Below are 16,770 nucleotides of genomic sequence, written 5' to 3' on the forward strand. Positions count from 1 at the left end.
CACAGGTCAGGGGTTGCCCGCCGGGTGGGCGGGGTGCAGCAGCGCGCTGTCGATGACAAGGCCCGACGCCTGGGCGTCTTCCTCGGCGCGGCGGGCCTGGGCCTCGTACAGGCGCCAGTAGGCGCCCTGCTTTTCCATGAGGGCGTCGTGCGGCCCGACCTCGACCACCTCGCCGCGGTCCATCACCACCAGCCGGTCGGCCTTGCGCAGCGTGGACAGGCGGTGGGCGATGGCGATGGTGGTGCGGCCCTGCACCAGGTTGTCCAGCGCCTTCTGGATTTCCTTTTCGGTTTCGGTGTCCACGGCCGAGGTCGCCTCGTCCAGGATCAGGATGCGCGGGTCGATCAACAGCGCGCGGGCGATGCTGATGCGCTGGCGCTCCCCGCCCGACAGCCCCTGGCCACGCTCGCCCACCAGCGAGTCATAGCCCTGGGGCAACCGCAGGATGAACTCGTGCGCATGCGCGGCCCGCGCGGCCGCGACGATCTCGGCGCGCGTGGCTTCGGGCTTGCCGTAGGCAATGTTCTCGGCGATGGTGCCGAAGAACAGGAAGGGCTCCTGCAGCACCAGGCCGATGTGCCGGCGGTAGTCGGCCACGCGCAGGCGGCGCACGTCCACGCCATCGACCTGGATCGAACCCTCGGTCACGTCGTAGAAGCGGCTGATCAGGTTGACAAGGGTGCTCTTGCCCGAGCCGCTGTGGCCCACCAGGCCGATCATCTCGCCGGGGCGGATGTCGAGGTTCAGCCCCTTGATCACCGACCGGCTGCCGTAGCGAAAGCCCACGTTGCGCATGGCGATGGCGCCCTGCACGCGGTCCATCGTCACCGGCTGGGCGGGATCGGGCACGTTGCTCACGTGGTCCAGGATGTCGAAGATGCGCTTGGCGCCCGCTGCGGCCTTCTGCGTGACCGAGACGATGCGGCTCATCGAATCAAGGCGCGTGTAAAAGCGCCCGATGTAGGCGATGAACGCCGCCAGCACACCGACCGTGATCTGGTTGTGCGCCACCAGCCAGATGCCGAAGGCCCACACGATGAGCAGGCCGATCTCGGTCATCAGCGAAACGGTGGGCGTGAACAGCGACCAGGTCTTGTTGAGCCGGTCGTTCACTTCCAGGTTGTGCTGGTTGGCATCGCGAAAGCGCTGGGCCTCGCGCTTTTCCTGCGCGAAAGCCTTCACCACGCGGATGCCGGGAATGGTGTCGGCCAGCACGTTGGTGACCTCGGACCACACGCGGTCGATCTTCTCGAAGCCGGTGCGAAGACGATCGCGCACGTTGTGGATCAGCCACGCGATGAACGGCAGCGGCACCAGCGTGACGAGCGCCAGCCACGGGTTGATGGAAAACAGGATGGCCGCCGTCATGAGGATCATGAGCACGTCGGTCACGAAGTCGAGCGCGTGCAACGACAGAAAGACGTTGATGCGGTCGGTCTCCGAGCCGATGCGCGCCATCAGGTCGCCCGTGCGTTTGCCGCCGAAATAATCGAGCGACAGGCGCAGCAGGTGCTCGTAGGTGGTCGTGCGCAAATCCGCGCCGATGCGCTCGGACACCAGCGCCAGGATGTACGTGCGCGCCCAGCCCAGCCCCCAGGCCAGCAGCGCCGACGCCAGCAGCCCGCCCAGGTACAGCGCCACGAGACGCACCGGAATCTGCTGGCCGTTCTGAAACGGGATGAGGATGTCATCCATCAGCGGAATGGTGAGGTACGGCGGCACCAGGGTGGCTGCGGTGGAGGCGAGCGTGAGCCCGAACCCCGCCGCGAGCTGCTTGCGGTACGGCCGGGCGAAGCGCCACAGGCGCAGCAGCACCCAGGTGGAGGTCTGCGGGGTCTGCGCGCGGGCGCAGGCGGGGCATTCTTCGGTGTCGGGCGGCAGCGGGGTGTGGCAGACCTCGCATCGCGGCTCGTCGGGCTGCTCGGACTCGACCGTGGCACCGTGCGGCATGCCGAGGGCGGCCAGCCGCTGGTCGAACTTCTGCAAAAGGCGAAGCGCCTGCGGGTGCGCGCCGAGCGTGAAGCGCCAAAGCGCCAGCCGGTGCTCGGCGTCGTGCAGCTCCAGGGCCCCGACGCCGCCGTGGTCCGTCAGCCGCAGCGCCATGCCGGCGGCCAGCGGCCACTCCTGGACGGCGCCGCCCTCGGTGCGCGACAGCAGGCGCTGCGGGGTGAGCAAGAGCAGGCCGGGTGCGAAGCGCAGCGCCGGGCTCAGGTCAACCTCCAGTGCGGCCAGCACGTTTTCGTGGGGTGCGAGCCTGGCTCGCCATTCGGCCCCGTCGGGGCCATTCAAGACACTCGAGGCGTCCACAGGATGGTGATGTTGCATTTTGGTTGGTTTTTTCGCCCCGGGCGACCCGAGAAGCCAGCCAGTGCGCTGGCGCCCATTCTCCCCGATGCTCCGGACGCCGCTTCGGCATCTGCGTGTAACGCCTTCCCCGCCTGCCTCGCTGACATCCGCAAGGCACCCTCCGAGTGAGCGCACAATTGGCCGCGAACTCTTCCGCATATCGGTCCGCTCCGGGCCGCAGTTTCCTTTACGCTGCACTCCATGGCGACATTCACTGACATCCAACTGCTGCGCATCAACTACCTGCGTGGACCCAACATCTGGACCTACCGTCCGGTGCTCGAAGTCTGGCTGGACCTCGGCGAGCTGGAGGACCACCCGTCCAACGCCCTGCCCGGATTCAACGAACGCCTGACGGCGTGGCTGCCGGCGCTGATCGAGCACCACTGCGGCGTGGGCGAGCGCGGCGGCTTCCTGCAGCGGCTGGAGGGCGGCACCTGGTGCGGCCACGTGCTGGAGCACATCGTGATCGAGCTGCTCAACCTGTCGGGCATGCCCACGGGCTTCGGGCAGACGCGCAGCACCTCCAAGCGCGGCGTGTACCGCATGGTGTTCCGGGCCCGCGACGAACGGGTGGCCCGCGTGGCGCTCGACCAGGGCCACCGGCTCATCATGGCGGCCATCAACGACACCCCTTTCGATGTGCAGGCCGCCGTGGCGCGCGTGCGCACCGAGGTGGATGACCAGTACCTCGGCCCCAGCACGGCGTGCATCGTCACCGCCGCCACCGACCGCGGCATTCCGCACATCCGGCTGAACGACGGCAACCTCGTGCAACTGGGCTACGGCGCGTCGCAGCGGCGCATCTGGACGGCCGAGAGCGAATTCACCAGCGCCATCGCCGAAGGCATCGCGAGCGACAAGGACCTGACCAAGAGCCTGCTCAAATCCTGCGGGGTGCCCGTGCCTGAAGGCCAAGTGGTCAACAGCCCCGAGGAAGCCTGGGAAGCCGCGCAGGACATCGGCCTGCCGGTGGTCGTCAAGCCTTCCGACGGCAACCATGGCCGCGGCGTGACGCTGGACCTGCGCAAGCAGGCCGACATCGAAGCGGCCTACCACGTGGCCTACCCCGAAGGCAGCGACGTGATGGTCGAGCGCTTCATTCCCGGCGACGAGCACCGCGTGCTGGTAGTGGGCGGCAAGGTCGTGGCGGCCGCGCGCGGCGAGGTGGTCAGCATCACCGGCAACGGCCGCTCCACCGTGCAGGAACTGATCGACACGCAGCTCAATTCCGACCCGCGCCGCGGCTACGAAGAGGAATACCCGCTCGAGTTGATCCAGGTGGACACCAACGTCGCCGTGCAGCTCGAACTCAAGCGCCAGGACCTGTCCGCCACCGCCGTGCCCGAAGCCGGCCGCGAAGTCGTGGTGCAGCGCAACGGCAACGTGGCCGTGGACTGCACCGACGAAGTCCACCCCGAAGTCGCCTACATCGCCGCGCTGGCGGCCAAGGTCGTGGGCCTGGACATCGCGGGCATCGACCTGGTGGCGCGCGACATCAGCCGGCCGCTGCAGGAACAAAGCGGCGCCATCGTCGAGGTGAATGCCGGCCCCGGCCTGCTCATGCACCTGAAGCCCGCCATCGGCGCGCCCCGCCCGGTCGGCCAGGCCATCGCGGAGCACCTGTTCCCCGCCGAGGAAGACGCCGACGGCACCATCGGACGCATTCCGCTGGTGGGCGTGGCCGGCACGCGCGGCACGAGCACCATCGCCCGCGTGGTGGGCTGGCTCATGCACCTGGGCGGGCGCCACACCGGCCTGGCCTGCCGCGAAGGCCTGTTCCTGGACCGCCGCTGCGTGGACACCGCCGACAGCGCGCACTGGGAAGCCGCCCACCGCCTGCTCATGAACCAGATGGTGCAGGCCGCCGTGATCGAGAACGACGCGCGCACCATCCTGCGCGACGGCCTGGCCTATGACCGCTGCCAGGTGGGCGTAGTGACCGACATGGACGGCAAGGACGCGCTGGCCGAGTTCGACGTGTTCGAGCAGGACCAGATGTTCAAGGTCCTGCGCACGCAGATCGACGTGGTGCTGCCCGGTGGCGCCGCCGTGCTGAACGCCGCCGAGCCCCAGGTGCTGGAACTGGCGCCTTTGTCGGACGGTGCCGTGGTGCTGTATGCCCAGGACGGCACGCTGCCGGCCATCGCCGAGCACCGCGCCAAGGACAGCGGCCGTGCCGTGTTCGTGAAGGCGGGCCGGGTGGTGCTGGCCACTGGCACGGCCGAGCATGTGCTGGGCGCGCTGGCCGACCTGACCTTCGGCCGAAATGCCGTGCAGGCCGACCCGGACACGCTGCTTGCCATCGTCGCCACGGCCTGGGCGCTGGATATCGCGCCCGACCTGATCGGCGCGGGCATCAAGACCTTCGAGCCCGAGCTGCCCTGCGCCGCTCCCGCCCGCTGACCGACCCCTTTCAACGACCGCATGGACTCGAGCCGGCGCCTGCGCCGGCACCCCACAGAAAGAGACGCTTTTCCATGGACGTATCCCGCACCCGGGCCCTGCGCGGCCCCAACCTCTGGAGCCGCCACACCGCCATCGAGGCCGTGGTGACCTGCGCCGAATCCGAACTCGCCATGCGACAGATCGATGGCTTCGAAGCCCGGCTGCGCGCGCTGTTTCCCGCCGTGGGCGTGCTGCACCCCGAAGGCAGCGATGCCGACGTGTCGCTGGCCCATGTGCTGCAGGGCGCGGCCCTCGCGCTGCAGGCCCAGGCCGGCTGCCCGGTGAGCTTCAGCCGCACCTCGGCCACCGTGGACCCGGGCGTGTACCAGGTGGTCGTCGAATACAGCGAAGAGGCCGTGGGCCGCCAGGCGTTCGAGGACGCGCAGGCACTGATCAAAGCCGCCCAGGAAGGCGGGCAATTCGATGCCGAAGCCGCCGTCGCCCGCCTGCGCGAGCTGGACGAAGACGAGCGCCTGGGGCCCAGCACCGGCTCCATCGTCGAGGCAGCCGCCGCGCGCGGCATTCCGTGGCGCCGTCTCACGTCGGGCAGCCTGGTGCAGTTCGGGTGGGGCTCCAAGCAGCGCCGCATCCAGGCCGCCGAGGTCGATTCGACCAGCGCCGTGGCCGAATCCATCGCGCAGGACAAAGACCTCACCAAACGATTGCTGCATGCCGCCGGCGTGCCCGTGCCGCTGGGCCGGCCGGTCGAGTCGGTGGACGACGCCTGGAAGGCCGCGCAGGAAGTGGGCCTGCCCGTGGTGGTCAAGCCCCAGGACGGCAACCAGGGCAAGGGCGTGACGGTGAACATCACCGAGCGCGCCCAGCTGGACGAAGCCTTCCGCACCGCCGCCGAATACGGCACGGTCATGGTCGAGCGCTTCCTGCCGGGCCATGACTTCCGGCTGCTGGTGGTGGGCGACCAACTGGTGGCCGCCGCGCGCCGCGAGCCGCCGCAGGTGCTGGGCGACGGCGAGCGCACCGTGCGCGAACTGGTGCATCTGGTCAACCTCGATCCGCGCCGCGGCGAAGGCCACGCCACGTCGCTCACCAAGATCCGGCTGGACGACATCGCCGTCGCGCGGCTGGCCATGCAGGGCCTCACGCCCGATTCCGTGCCGGCCAAGGGCCAGCGCGTGATCCTGCGCAACAACGCCAACCTGTCCACCGGCGGCACCGCCACCGACGTGACGGACGACGTGCATCCCGAAGTGGCGGCCCGCGCCATCGCCGCGGCCCAGATGGTGGGCCTGCACATCTGCGGCGTGGACATGGTGGCCGAGAACGTGCTGCAGCCGCTGGAAGTCCAGGGCGGCGGCTTCGTCGAAGTGAACGCCGCGCCCGGCCTGCGCATGCACCTGGCACCCAGCTACGGCAAGCCCCGCAATGTGGGGCAGGCCATGGTGGACAAGCTTTTCGCCAACGGCCAGGACGGGCGCATTCCCGTGGTGGCCGTGACGGGCACCAACGGCAAGACCACTACTGCGCGCCTGATCGCGCACCTGTTCTCCGCGCAGGGCCTGCGCGTGGGCATGACCAACACCGACGGCGTGTACGTGAACGGCCGCCAGATCGACAGCGGCGACTGCTCCGGCCCCAAGAGCGCGCGCAACGTGCTGCTGCACCCCGAGGTGGACGCGGCCGTGTTCGAGACCGCGCGCGGCGGCATTCTGCGCGAAGGCCTGGGCTTCGACCGCTGCCAGGTGGCGGTGGTGACCAACATCGGCGCGGGCGACCACCTGGGGCTGAACTACATCACCACGGTGGACGACCTGGCCGTGCTCAAGCGCGTGATCGTGCAGAACGTGGCGCCCGACGGCTACGCGGTGCTGAACGCTGCCGACCCCATCGTGGCGGCCATGGCTTCGTCCACGCCGGGCAAGGTGATCTATTTCGCCAGCGACCGCCACCACCCCGTGATGGCCACGCACCGTGCGCAAGGCAACCGGTCGGTGTACATGGACGGCGAGTCCATCGTCGCGGCAGAAGGCTCATGGCGCGAGACCATCCACCTGCGCGACGTGCCGATCACGCGCAACGGCAAGATCGGCTTCCAGGTCGAAAACGTGATGGCATCGGTGGCCGCCGCCTGGGGTGCGGGCCTGCCGTGGCAGACCATCCGCCGCGGTCTGTCGGGCTTCGTGAACGACAGCGACAACGCCCCCGGCCGCTTCAACGTGATGGACTTCAAGGGCGCGACGGTGATCGCCGACTACGGCCACAACCCCGATGCGATGCGCGCCCTCGTGGCGGCGGTCGATGCGCTGCCCGGCAACCGCCGCAGCGTGGTCATCAGCGGTGCGGGCGACCGGCGCGACGAGGACATCCGCGACCAGACGGTGATCCTCGGGGCCGCGTTCGACGACGTGATCCTCTACCAGGACGCCGCCCAGCGCGGCCGTGCCGATGGCGAAGTGATGGCGCTGCTGCGCGATGGCCTGGCCGGCGCATCGCGCACCAAGCACATCGAGGAGATCCGCGGCGAATTCGTCGCCATCGATTACGCGCTGGACCGCCTGCAGCCCGGCGACCTGTGCCTGGTGCTCGTGGACCAGGTGGAAGAAGCCCTGGCGCACCTGGCCAAGCGTTGCTCGGAGGTGCCGGCATGAACCCCCGCAGCATTTGCGGCGCCGCGCTGGCGCTCGGACTGGCCACCACTGCGCTGGGTGCGCAGGCCGAGACCATCGGCACCGTGGACACGGCGTTCAAGCTGCTCGGCCGCGACCACGACATCATCGTGGAGGCCTACGACGACCCGGCCGTGCAGGGCGTGACCTGCTACGTGTCGCGGGCCCGCACGGGCGGCATCAAGGGCTCGCTCGGTCTGGCGGAAGACAAGGCCGAGGCCTCCATCGCCTGCCGCCAGACGGGGCCCATCGCGTTCCCCAAGCCTCCGCTCAAGCAGCAGGACGAAGTGTTCAGCGAACGCATCTCCATCCTGTTCAAGCGCCTGCGCATCGTGCGCATGGTGGACCCGGCGCGCAACACGCTGGTGTACCTGACGTATTCCGACCGGTTGATCGAAGGCTCGCCGCAGAACGCGGTGACCGCCGTGCCGGTGGACCGGGCCACGCCGATCCCCCTCAAGAAGTGACGCAAGGCGGCTGCGGGCGGAGAGAGCGACCATGAGCCAAATCGCCCTCCACCGCAGTATTCATCACATTTATTGCTATTAATTTAATAGCAACAGGCCAGGCTTATCGGGCCTCTGCGATCTGGCGCAGCGCCTGCTCGAACACCTCGGGTGGCTGGCCGCCCTGGATGAGGTGGCGGTCGTTGATGATCACGGCCGGCACCGAATGGATGCCGTGCTGCTGGTAGAACGCCTCGCGCTCGCGCACCGCGTCGGCATATTCGCCCGAGGCGAGCACCGCCTGGGCACGGTCCGCATCCAGGCCGGCCGCGGCCGCCGCGCGCACCAGCACGCCGTGGTCGCCCGGGCTTTGCCCGTCGGTGAAATACGCCTTGAACAGCGCGTGCTTCAGCGCCGTCTGCAGGCCCTCGCCGCCTTCTTCGCCGGCCCAGTGCAGCAGCCGGTGCGCATCGAAGGTGTTGTAGATGCGGCTGCGCTGCCCCATGTCGAACGTGAAGCCCAGTGCGGCCCCACGCTCGGCGATGGCTTCGCGGTTCTTCTGGGACTGCTCGGGCGTGGCGCCGTACTTTTCGGCCAAGTGCTCCGCGATGTCCTGGCCTTCCGGCGCCATGTGCGGATTGAGCTCGAACGGCTGGAAGTGCAGCTGCGCGGCCACGGTGCCGTCCAGCCGCCCCAGCGCCTGCTCCAGCGCGTGCAGTCCTATCACGCACCAGGGGCAGGACACATCGGAGACGAAATCGATCTTGAGGGGCGTGGCGGTGGCAGGCGCGGTCGCGGGGGTGGCCGGGGTCGAGGTCATGGATGCATCTCCAGTGCGAGGGGCGAAGAACGAAAGTGAAGGCGTGATGCTAGGCCGGTCTGCATGACCGTGCACCGCAGCGGGCACCATTCGCCAGGCCGTGGGTGCGTGCGTGGGTAAGTGCGTGGTTGCGAATGCGATCGCAAGAATCGGGGTGCCAGCGGCCATCGGCGTGCGTAGATTGGCAGGTCAGGCCCTTACCATTGAACGAGGAATCGACGCCATGACTTCCCAGACCGGCTCCATCCCCAAAGCCCAGCCCAGCCCCCACCCGAACGCACGGTCCGCTGCCGCCGAGCGCGCGGCCGTGACGCTGGCCGATCCCCGCTGGGCCGCCGTGGCAGCGCGCGATGCGCAGTCCGACGGCCGCTTCGTGTATTCGGTGCGCACCACGGGCGTGTATTGCCGGCCGTCCTGCGCCGCGCGGCCGGCCCGTCCGGAAAACGTGGATTTCCACGCCACGGCCGAGGCGGCGGAAAGCGCCGGCTTCCGGCCTTGCCGGCGCTGCCGCCCCGACCAGCCCGCCGGCTTCGACCCCCACGCCGCGACGGTGGCGCGGCTGTGCCGCCTGATCGAGGCCAGCGAGCCGCCCCCACCGCTGGCGGAACTGGCGCAGGCCGCCGGGCTCAGCCCGCACCATCTGCACCGCGTGTTCAAGGCGGCCACAGGGCTGACGCCCCGCGCCTATGCCGCTGCGCACCGGGCCGCGAAGCTGCGCGATGGGCTGGCGGGCGCGGGTACGGTGACCGAGGCCGTCTACGCCGCGGGCTATGGCTCGCAGGGGCGCTTCTATGAAGAGGCCGACCGCCTGCTCGGCATGTCGCCCAGCCGCTACCGCAGCGGGGGTGCTCAGGTGCGCATCCGCTTCGCCGTCGGGCAGTGCAGCCTGGGTGCGGTGCTGGCGGCCGCGAGCGAGCGGGGCCTGTGCGCCCTGCTGCTGGGCGACGACCCCGATGCGCTCGTGCGCGAGCTGCAAGACCGCTTCCCGCGCGCGCAATTGCTGGGGACCGACGCGGCGTTCGAGCAATGGATGGCCCAGGTGATCGGCTTCGTCGATACACCGGGAAGCTCGCTGGCGCTGCCGCTCGACGTGCAGGGCACGATTTTTCAGCAACGGGTGTGGACCGCGTTGCAGGCGATTCCGCCGGGGCAGACGGCCAGCTATGCCCAGATTGCCGAACGCATCGGCGCACCGCGCGCGGTGCGGGCCGTGGCGCAGGCCTGCGCGGCCAATGCGCTGGCGGTGGCCATTCCGTGCCACCGCGTCGTGCGCACCGATGGCGCACTCTCCGGCTACCGCTGGGGCGTGGAGCGCAAGCGGGCGCTGCTGGACAAGGAGGCCCGGCCATGACCGCGCCCTCCCTCCTGCCCGGCATCGACTGGGACGCCGTGGCGCAGGCGCTGGACGGCCATGGCTGCGCCGTGATCGACGCGCTGCTGCCCCCGGCCGACTGCCGCGCCCTGGCGGCCCTGTATGCACAGCGCGCGCACTTTCGCAGCCGCGTGGTCATGGAGCACCATGGCTTCGGGCGCGGTGAGTACCAATACTTTCAGTACCCGCTGCCCGACCCGGTCGCGGCGCTGCGCACCGGGCTCTATCCGCACCTTGCGCCCATCGCCAACCGGTGGCAGGCGCTCATGGGGCTCGAAGAGCGCTTTCCGACGGAGCATGCGGCGTTCATCCAGCGCTGCCATGCGGCTGGCCAGACGCGCCCCACCCCCTTGCTGCTGCAGTACGGCCCGGGCGACTACAACTGCCTGCACCAGGACCTGTATGGCGAGCAGGTCTTTCCGCTGCAGGTGGCCGTGCTGCTTTCCGCACCGGGGACCGACTTCACGGGCGGCGAGTTCGTGCTGACCGAGCAACGCCCACGCATGCAATCGCGGCCCGAGGTCGTGCCGCTGCGCCAGGGCGATGCGGTGGTGTTCGCCGTGCACCACCGGCCGGTGCAGGGCACGCGTGGCCCCTACCGCGTGCAGATGCGCCACGGCGTGTCGCGCGTGCGCTCGGGGCAGCGGCATACGATGGGCATCGTGTTCCACGACGCGGCGTAATCACGCGGCGTAATCACCTGATGACCGACGACCTGTTCGACACCGATGAATCGCCCGCCGCAACCCGGCTCACGCTGGGGCCTGGCGCGGTGCTGCTGCGCGGGTTCGCCCAGCCGGTGGCCAAGGCCCTGCCGGCACAGATCGCAGCCATCGCACAGCAGGCGCCGTGGCGGCACATGGCCACGCCCGGCGGCCGGCGCATGTACGTCGCCACCACGAACTGCGGCGCGCTCGGCTGGGTGAGCGATACGCGCGGCTACCGCTACTCGGCGGTGGACCCCGACAGCGGCCAGCCCTGGCCCGCCATGCCTGCGGCGCTGAAGGCATTGGCGGGCGAAGCGGCGGCCGAAGCAGGCTTCAAAGGCTTCGTCCCCGATGCCTGCCTGATCAACCGCTACGCTCCGGGCACCCGGCTGTCCCTGCACCAGGACCGGGACGAGCGCGACCTGGGCGCGCCCATCGTTTCGGTATCGCTCGGGCTGCCGGCCACCTTTCTGTGGGGCGGCCTGGCGCGCGGCGACCGGGCCTTGCGCGTGCCGCTGCGCCATGCGGACGTGGTGGTGTGGGGCGGAGAAGACCGGCTGCGCTTTCACGGCGTGCTGCCGGTCCCGCAGGGCGAACAGGCCGATTGGGGCGCTGCCCGGGTGAATCTGACGTTCCGCAAGGCGGGGTGACCGCCTCCTTTCGGACGGCGCTATCGAGCGGACTGGGCACGCGTCCGCCATTGGCCGAGGGCTTCCCGAACGTGCCCGGACAACGACTCGGCCACGCCTGTGGCGTAGCCCTCGCCCAAAACGCCCTGTCCGGCCTGGTTCAGCGCCACCACCGCGCTCGCCAAGGCCACGCGGCCCAGCGTCGTCGGCGAACGTCGCGGCGCGTCTCTTGGCGCCGCCAACGTTGCACCCGGCAACTCCACGGACAAGCCCGGGATCGTCCGTGCGCTGCGCGAGAAGTGCCAATGGGCGGCGACCGCACCGATTCCTAAAAACATCTGAAGGCCCACGACATAGCGGTCCGGAAGCTGCTTCAACAGGCCGTAGATCGCCTCACCCAGCAGTTCACCGGCCAGCCGCGCGGCATCCAGGTCCACCAGCGCCGCAGCGATGCGCCCGGCGGCATCGACATCGTTGCGCTCCTGCAGTTGCCGCACCAGCGTACCCGCCGCGTGGGTCAGCAGATCGGCCGCGGCCTCCAGACGCTGCGGCACGCCGGTCGTAGAGGACGCCTGCTGCAAGGCGTTGACCACCAACGCCGTCCTTTCCGGGTGCATCTGCATCTGGCCGCCCATCCACAGGACAGGAAACGCAAGCTGCCGGGCCCCGGCCCTCAGCAAAGCGACGTTGGGTTGGAGCAGATGCCTTCCGCGCGACAAAGCCGCTCCCCAGCCAGGGGTGGATGGCGCTGCGGAAACAGCGAGGCGCCCTTTGTCAGGGTCGGCCAGCCGCTGCTGCCCGCCTTGCCTCGACGGCGATGCCAGCGAGCGCGGCGGCAGGCCGTCCGCGCTTGCAAGGCGGGAGGAGATAGCAGGCAGGCTCTTTGATCGCGGAAGGATGGCGGCAGCAGGCATGGCGTGTACGCCGGGCGACCTGGGGGGCTGCTCGGTATGTCGCAAAGCCTCAACGTTGTCGCCCGCCGCTGATGAAATGCGGGAAGGCGACGGCGCAGAAACGATGGTGGTTGGCATGGAGGGCCTGCAGGCGGAATGGGCAGCGTGGCGAAGGAGAGGTTCATGGCCCCTGCCGGCCCGGCCCACGCGAGCGCGGCTCACAGCACTGAAGGTCCAGGCGAGCCTTGCGAAATCTGGGGGGAGAAGAAGGGTTGGCTCACCGCTCCGTGAGGCTGCATTCGAACGCGAAGCCCAATGGAAAAGCCGTGTTGACGCGAAGCGTCGGGTGAATCTGCGAAGAGGAACCTGCGTTCGCGTGCTGGCGTGAAGGCAGCAGGAACAGCAGGATGCGATCAATTGCTATCAAATAAATAGCAAACATGCCAATAAAACCGGCGGCGCGCTGCCGGTTTGGCTCAGATTTCGCCGCTGTGTGCTGCCCAATTTGAAAGGAGAAGACTGCCGCGCATGGCGGCAGCCCATGTCACCGATCGCGGCTCATCCAGCCATGGCTGGACGACCGTCGCCCCGCAGGTCACCGTGCCCGCCAGACGACGCTGGCGCAGCGCCCGAGGTCTGCGGCGCATCGGTGGAAAGCGCCAGCGAAGAGTGCTGCGGCAACTGAAAGCCGCGAGACGGGTCCTGCACCGCCCAGGCCCGGATCTTCGGAGGCTGCGATTGCACGCTGCCGAAGATGGTGGCGAAGGCCACATCCGCCGCGTCGCGCCCGGTGGCCAGGCGCAGCATGCCCATCGGAATGGCGGTGCCAGACGGGTCGAAGAGGTACCAGCGGTCGCCCAGATAGGCCTCGACGTAGGCGTGGAAATCGGGCGGTCCGAGCGCAGGGTCGGCGCCGTAGTCGGTGCCGGTGGCGATGCGGGCCGGAATGTTCACCGCGCGGCACAGCGCGATCATCAGGTGCGCGAAATCGCGGCACACGCCGACGCGTTCCACGAAGGTATCGACGGCCGACGTGGTCGAGTTGGACGTGTTCGAGCGGAACAGCACATGGTTTCGCACCCAGTCGCAGATCGCCTGCACCCGGCTGTAGCCCTGCCAGAGGTGGCCGAACTCGCGGGTGGCCAGCGTCACCAGCCGGTCGGACTGGCAATAGCGGCTGGGAAAAATATAGCTGACCACATCGGCCGGCAGATGGCGGATGCCGACTTCGGGGATGAGCGAGGGGTCGGCGGTGTGGTGGTCGATGTCCACCGTGGCCGCATAGGACAGCGTGAGGGGCCCGGGTTCCGCATGCAGCCGCAGGCACCGTGTGCCGGTGGTCGGGTCGGTGTGCAACTGGGTGGGAATGTCCTGGCTGATGACCAGGTTCTCGTCCTGGACGGTCTGGCAGCGCGTTTGCGCTGCATGGATGTTGAAGACGAAGTCCGCGCCGGGATCGCCTACCGCGTACTCCAACTCCAACTGGAGTTTCATTCGGATCATGGGGCCTGCCGTGGTGGTAGATGGTGAAAAGCCTGCGCCTGCCAGAGCTCAGCCGATCGATGCTGCCGCGGACGCCAACACAGTATCGGGTCGGCCCGAAAACCGCCTTGTCAGTGGACATCGCATAAGCACGCCAGCCCGTGTGGCGGAACACGGCCACATGCCGGCTGGCAGCTCAGCCGAAGCGCATTTGTCCTACACCGGCGTTGACGTTGGCGGAAAAAGATCGGCGCTCCCACGGCAATCACCACAAAGGCTCCAATGGCAAAAGCACCGGCAGTTCAACGTCCCGTGAAGAAGGCTGCGGCTTCCCCCTCCAAGGCCCACGACGGTGAAGAACTCCGTGGCAATGCAGGCGAGTTGCAGCAGCAAGCCGGGGGCACGCACCCGGTGCTCACCACACAGCAGGGCATCCCCGTGGGGGACAACCAGAACTCCCTGCGGACCACGCCGCGCGGCCCCACGCTGCTGGAGGATTTCATCCTCCGCGAAAAGATCACGCATTTCGACCACGAGCGCATTCCAGAACGCATCGTGCATGCCCGCGGCACGGCGGCCCACGGCTTTTTCGAACTGACCGAATCGCTGGCGCAATATACGACCGCCCGCATCCTGACCGAGGTGGGCAAGCAGACGCCGCTGTTCTGCCGCTTCTCGACCGTGGCCGGCGGCGCGGGCTCGGTGGACACGCCGCGCGACGTGCGCGGCTTCGCGGTCAAGTTCTACACCGAAGAAGGCAACTGGGACCTGGTCGGCAACAACATTCCGGTGTTCTTCATCCAGGACGCGATGAAGTTTCCCGACCTGGTGCACGCCGTGAAGATGGAACCCGACCGGGGCTTTCCGCAGGCCGCCAGCGCGCACGACACGTTCTGGGATTTCATCTCGCTCATGCCCGAAGCCATGCACATGATCATGTGGGCGATGAGCGACCGGACCATTCCACGCAGCCTGCGCACCATGGAAGGCTTCGGCGTGCACTCGTTCCGCCTGCTGGATGCCGAAGGCCAGAGCACGTTCGTCAAATTCCACTGGCGCCCCAAGCTCGGCATCCAGTCCACGGTGTGGGACGAAGCCTTGAAGCTGCAAGCGGCCGACAACGACTTCCATCGGCGCGACCTGTTCGAGGCCATCCAGGCCGGCAGCTTCCCGGAATGGGAGCTGGGCGTGCAACTGTTCACCGAAGAGGAAGCTGCCGACTTCCCCTTCGACCACCTCGACCCGACGAAGCTCATTCCAGAAGAGTTGATTCCGTTGCGGATGATCGGGCGCATGGTGCTCAACCGCTGGCCCGACAACTTCTTCGCCGAAACGGAGCAGGTGGCGTTCTGCCCTGCGAACGTGCCGCCGGGCATCGACTTCTCCAACGATCCGTTGCTGCAGGGGCGTCTGTTCTCGTACCTGGACACGCAGCTGTCGCGCCTGGGCAGCCCGAACTTCGTGCAAATCCCCATCAACGCACCCAAGTGCCCCTTCCACAACATGCAGCGCGATGGCCACATGCAGATGCAGGTGCCCAAGGGCCGCGTGGCCTATGAGCCCAGCAGCCTGCAGGGCGATACGCCCCGCGCTTCGCTGGCCCAGGGCACACGCCATTTCGCCGAGACGCCCGATAGCGGCGCGAAAGGGCGCGTGCGGCCCGAGAGCTTTGCCGACCATTACAGCCAGGCGCGGATGTTCTTCCGAAGCCAGAGCCCGCTGGAGCAGGCGCACATGGCATCGGCTCTGGTGTTCGAATTGTCCAAGGTGGAAACGCCTGCCGTCCGGGTCGCCGTGGTGGCGCAATTGCGCAATGTGGACGAAAGCCTGGCCAGCCGCGTGGCGGATGGGTTGGGCCTTGCGGAACTGCCAGCGCCCTTCCCCGCCGCCGCTGCGGTGCAGGACCTTCCGCTGTCGCCCGCCCTGCGGATCATCGACCGCATGAAGCCGACCCTGGAGGGCCGCTGCGTGGGCATTCTGGTGGCCGACGGATCGGCCGCTGCACCCATCGCGGCGCTGCGCAAGGCCGCCGAAAAGGCGGGCGCCACGGTCAAGATCGTGGCACCGAAGGTGGGTGGTGCCGTGCTGGCCGATGGCTCGCTGCTGCCGGCCGACGGCCAGCTCGCCGGCACTCCCTCCACCGTTTTCGACGCCGTGGCGTCGGTGCTTTCGCCGGAGGCCGGCGCGCAGTTGGCGCGCGAAGCCGCCGCGGTGGACTGGTTCCGCGACGCTTTTGGCCACCTCAAGGCCATCGCCGCCTGCAAGGGATCGCAGCCGATCCTGAAAGCGGCCGGCATTCAGCCGGATGCCGGCGTGCTGGACCCTGCCGATACCGGTGCTTTCATCAAAGCCGCATGCACGCGACAATGGGTGCGCGAACCCTCCGTGCGCACGCTGGCATGATCCAGGCGACCAGCATGCACTCGCAGCCCCTGACTTCTGCTGGCACCGCCTTGCCAGACCGAGACCTTTTCAGACCGATCGACCGGACCGACCACAGCATGACCCTTCCCTTGCGCATCCTTTACGTAGAGGACAACGCGGAACTCCGCGAAACCATCGGCATGCTGCTGGAGGGCGACGACCGCGAGGTGGCCCTGTGCGCCACGGCCGAAGAGGCCTTGAAGATGGACGCAGAGCGTCCATACGACTTGGTGGTCACCGACGTGAGCCTGCCAGGCATGTCGGGCACCGACCTGTGCCGTCAACTGGTGGCGGAAAACCCGCAGCGCTGGATCGTGCTGTGCTCGGGCTACCAGTTCAGCCATGGCTTGGACACGCTGGGCCCGAATGTGCGCGCCCTGCTCAAGCCCTTCGAACTGGAAGAACTCGAAGACCTGATGGACTCGATCCGCGAACAGTTGCGCGGCGCCAACTAATCCGCCAGATCTGGTCTCTACAGACCGATCATCGGACGGCCGGGGCCTTCGCACCCGACCTTCGCACTTGACCTTCGCACCTATCAGTCCAAGTCTTCGGCGTGGCCGCCTTTGTGGCGATCGG

12 protein-coding genes are annotated in these 16,770 nt (G+C 68.5%); 8 read left to right on the forward strand and 4 right to left on the reverse strand.

Annotation, left to right across the window (positions count from 1 at the left end; all coding sequences use genetic code 11):
• Positions 1-6: 6 nt before the first annotated feature.
• On the reverse strand, positions 7-2,325 hold the full coding sequence (locus BLT03_RS10940) for a cyanophycin metabolism-associated ABC transporter (protein WP_092743466.1): 2,319 nt from the start codon (positions 2,323-2,325) through the stop codon (positions 7-9).
• 222 nt (positions 2,326-2,547) lie between these two features.
• Here BLT03_RS10940 and BLT03_RS10945 point away from each other — a divergent pair, with 222 nt between their 5' ends.
• The 3 genes from BLT03_RS10945 (at position 2,548) to BLT03_RS10955 (ending at position 7,885) form a co-directional block, all read left to right on the forward strand.
• Positions 2,548-4,752 carry a cyanophycin synthetase gene (locus BLT03_RS10945; protein ID WP_092743468.1) on the forward strand — a complete coding sequence of 735 codons (2,205 nt, stop codon included), beginning with the start codon at positions 2,548-2,550 and terminating at the stop codon, positions 4,750-4,752.
• 74 nt (positions 4,753-4,826) lie between these two features.
• Positions 4,827-7,400 carry a cyanophycin synthetase gene (gene cphA, locus BLT03_RS10950; RefSeq protein WP_092743470.1) on the forward strand — a complete coding sequence of 858 codons (2,574 nt, stop codon included), beginning with the start codon at positions 4,827-4,829 and terminating at the stop codon, positions 7,398-7,400.
• Complete coding sequence (locus BLT03_RS10955; protein ID WP_092743472.1) at positions 7,397-7,885, forward strand: CreA family protein; 489 nt, start codon at positions 7,397-7,399, stop codon at positions 7,883-7,885. Before cphA ends, BLT03_RS10955 begins: the two co-directional genes overlap by 4 nt.
• Positions 7,886-7,988: 103 nt before the next feature.
• Here the strand turns inward: BLT03_RS10955 and BLT03_RS10960 are convergent, their stop codons facing one another.
• Positions 7,989-8,684, reverse strand: coding sequence for a DsbA family oxidoreductase (locus BLT03_RS10960; RefSeq protein ID WP_092743474.1), 696 nt, complete (start codon positions 8,682-8,684; stop codon positions 7,989-7,991).
• Between the two features lie 223 nt (positions 8,685-8,907).
• Here BLT03_RS10960 and ada point away from each other — a divergent pair, with 223 nt between their 5' ends.
• The 3 genes from ada to alkB are packed head-to-tail and all read left to right on the forward strand — an operon-like array spanning position 8,908 to position 11,413.
• Entirely contained in the window at positions 8,908-10,035 is a 1,128-nt protein-coding gene (gene ada, locus BLT03_RS10965) for a bifunctional DNA-binding transcriptional regulator/O6-methylguanine-DNA methyltransferase Ada (RefSeq protein WP_092743476.1), read from the forward strand.
• On the forward strand, positions 10,032-10,739 hold the full coding sequence (locus BLT03_RS10970) for a 2OG-Fe(II) oxygenase (RefSeq protein ID WP_092743478.1): 708 nt from the start codon (positions 10,032-10,034) through the stop codon (positions 10,737-10,739). Before ada ends, BLT03_RS10970 begins: the two co-directional genes overlap by 4 nt.
• 20 nt (positions 10,740-10,759) lie before the next feature.
• Complete coding sequence (gene alkB / locus BLT03_RS10975) at positions 10,760-11,413, forward strand: DNA oxidative demethylase AlkB (RefSeq protein WP_092743480.1); 654 nt, start codon at positions 10,760-10,762, stop codon at positions 11,411-11,413.
• Positions 11,414-11,433: 20 nt separating this feature from the next.
• Here alkB and BLT03_RS10980 read toward each other — a convergent pair whose 3' ends face one another.
• Both BLT03_RS10980 and BLT03_RS10985 read right to left on the reverse strand, forming a co-directional pair.
• The gene (locus BLT03_RS10980) at positions 11,434-11,985 is read right to left on the reverse strand and encodes a hypothetical protein (RefSeq protein ID WP_139160371.1); all 552 of its coding nucleotides are present in this window, start codon (positions 11,983-11,985) and stop codon (positions 11,434-11,436) included.
• An 858-nt stretch (positions 11,986-12,843) separates the two neighbouring features.
• The gene (locus BLT03_RS10985; protein WP_092743485.1) at positions 12,844-13,788 is read right to left on the reverse strand and encodes a transglutaminase-like domain-containing protein; all 945 of its coding nucleotides are present in this window, start codon (positions 13,786-13,788) and stop codon (positions 12,844-12,846) included.
• A gap of 261 nt (positions 13,789-14,049) precedes the next feature.
• On the opposite strand from BLT03_RS10985, the gene BLT03_RS10990 reads away from it, so the two are divergent.
• Positions 14,050-16,170 (forward strand): catalase, encoded by a 2,121-nt coding sequence (locus BLT03_RS10990; protein ID WP_092743487.1) that lies wholly within the window; start codon positions 14,050-14,052, stop codon positions 16,168-16,170.
• 98 nt (positions 16,171-16,268) lie between these two features.
• Positions 16,269-16,646: a response regulator gene (locus tag BLT03_RS10995; RefSeq protein WP_434802346.1), complete on the forward strand. Its 378-nt coding sequence runs from the start codon at positions 16,269-16,271 to the stop codon at positions 16,644-16,646.
• The last annotated feature ends 124 nt before the right edge of the window (positions 16,647-16,770 follow it).

This window comes from Paracidovorax valerianellae (genome assembly GCF_900102625.1).
Classification (GTDB): Bacteria; Pseudomonadota; Gammaproteobacteria; order Burkholderiales; family Burkholderiaceae_C; genus Paracidovorax; species Paracidovorax valerianellae.

What these genes read in the sequence shown, in the direction of transcription:
- alkB (WP_092743480.1), top strand. Translation starts at nt 10,760, where the DNA reads ATGACCGACGACCTGTTCGACACCGATGAATCGCCCGCCGCAACCCGG.
- BLT03_RS10985 (WP_092743485.1), bottom strand. Translation starts at nt 13,788, where the DNA reads ATGATCCGAATGAAACTCCAGTTGGAGTTGGAGTACGCGGTAGGCGAT.
- cphA (WP_092743470.1), top strand. Translation starts at nt 4,827, where the DNA reads ATGGACGTATCCCGCACCCGGGCCCTGCGCGGCCCCAACCTCTGGAGC.
- BLT03_RS10955 (WP_092743472.1), top strand. Translation starts at nt 7,397, where the DNA reads ATGAACCCCCGCAGCATTTGCGGCGCCGCGCTGGCGCTCGGACTGGCC.
- ada (WP_092743476.1), top strand. Translation starts at nt 8,908, where the DNA reads ATGACTTCCCAGACCGGCTCCATCCCCAAAGCCCAGCCCAGCCCCCAC.
- BLT03_RS10990 (WP_092743487.1), top strand. Translation starts at nt 14,050, where the DNA reads ATGGCAAAAGCACCGGCAGTTCAACGTCCCGTGAAGAAGGCTGCGGCT.
- BLT03_RS10940 (WP_092743466.1), bottom strand. Translation starts at nt 2,325, where the DNA reads ATGCAACATCACCATCCTGTGGACGCCTCGAGTGTCTTGAATGGCCCC.
- BLT03_RS10995 (WP_434802346.1), top strand. Translation starts at nt 16,269, where the DNA reads ATGACCCTTCCCTTGCGCATCCTTTACGTAGAGGACAACGCGGAACTC.
- BLT03_RS10970 (WP_092743478.1), top strand. Translation starts at nt 10,032, where the DNA reads ATGACCGCGCCCTCCCTCCTGCCCGGCATCGACTGGGACGCCGTGGCG.
- BLT03_RS10960 (WP_092743474.1), bottom strand. Translation starts at nt 8,684, where the DNA reads ATGACCTCGACCCCGGCCACCCCCGCGACCGCGCCTGCCACCGCCACG.
- BLT03_RS10945 (WP_092743468.1), top strand. Translation starts at nt 2,548, where the DNA reads ATGGCGACATTCACTGACATCCAACTGCTGCGCATCAACTACCTGCGT.